We start from the raw sequence: 432 nt of genomic DNA, 5'->3' as shown, positions 1-432 counted from the left end.
GCCGTTCAAGGCAGCCAGCTGATTGCAACCCGGGCCATCAACATTGGCCAGAACACCTTCCAGTTTCTGATCAGTTTCGGCGTCATGCTGTACCTGCTGTTCTTCCTGCTGCGCGATGGCCCGGCCCTGGCCGTGCGCATCCGCGATGCGATTCCGCTCGATGAAGACCACAAGAACAACCTCAGCCAGAAATTCACCACGGTCATCCGTGCCACGGTCAAGGGCAACATCGCGGTGGCTGCCACGCAGGGCCTGCTGGGCGGGTTTATTTTTTGGGCGCTCGGCATCCAGGCGCCCGTCCTGTGGGGCGTGCTGATGGCCTTTCTATCGCTGCTGCCGGCCATTGGCGCCGGGCTGATATGGATCCCTGTGGCGATCTACTTTTTCGCCACCGGCGCCCTCTGGCAGGCAGCGACGCTCACGGCGTTCGGC

At 62.5% G+C, this 432-nt stretch carries 1 protein-coding gene; it reads left to right on the top strand.

The window, feature by feature from the left end; translation table 11 throughout:
• A partial coding sequence (locus tag QZH66_RS18480; protein WP_305807242.1) for an AI-2E family transporter occupies window positions 1-432 on the top strand: 432 nt, incomplete at both ends.

It is taken from the genome of Stenotrophomonas sp. YIM B06876, assembly GCF_030711595.1.
Taxonomy (GTDB): domain Bacteria; phylum Pseudomonadota; class Gammaproteobacteria; order Xanthomonadales; family Xanthomonadaceae; genus Stenotrophomonas.
The sequence above is the reverse complement of the archived record's forward strand: the minus strand, read 5'-3'. Positions and strand labels throughout refer to the sequence as shown.